At 64.6% G+C, this 353-nt stretch carries 1 protein-coding gene; it reads right to left on the bottom strand.

The window, feature by feature from the left end:
• A partial coding sequence (locus ACNFCI_RS24075) for an immunoglobulin-like domain-containing protein (protein WP_416768438.1) occupies positions 1–353 on the bottom strand: 353 nt, incomplete at both ends.

The following is a 353-nucleotide window of genomic DNA, read 5'->3' as shown; positions in this document are numbered from 1 at the left end:
TTGCTCAGGGTGGCGGTGTAGGTGATCACGCCCCCTTCGGTGATGCCTGGCGTTGCGGTCAGGGTGACGCTGGTGGTGTCGACCGAATCGGTGATGACGGTTTCGGCAGGCGCTGGGTTCGGCGTCAGCTGCTCGAAGTTGCCGCCGGTGGCGCCGGTAATGGTGGTGCTGACGGTGCTGCCATTGTTGTAGACGTCATTGGCCGGGGTCTGGAAGTCCACGGTACCGGTGGTCTCGCCGGCCTTGATGGTGATGGTCTGGCCGTTGGACAGGGTCACGGTAACCGGCGTTTGCGCCGGGTTGCTCAGGGTGGCGGTGTAGGTGATCACGCCCCCTTCGGTGATGCCTGGCGT

The sequence above is a fragment of the Pseudomonas sp. NY15356 genome, assembly GCF_048068175.1.
GTDB lineage: Bacteria > Pseudomonadota > Gammaproteobacteria > Pseudomonadales > Pseudomonadaceae > Aquipseudomonas > Aquipseudomonas putida_K.
This window is presented reverse-complemented; position numbering and strand designations above follow the sequence as displayed.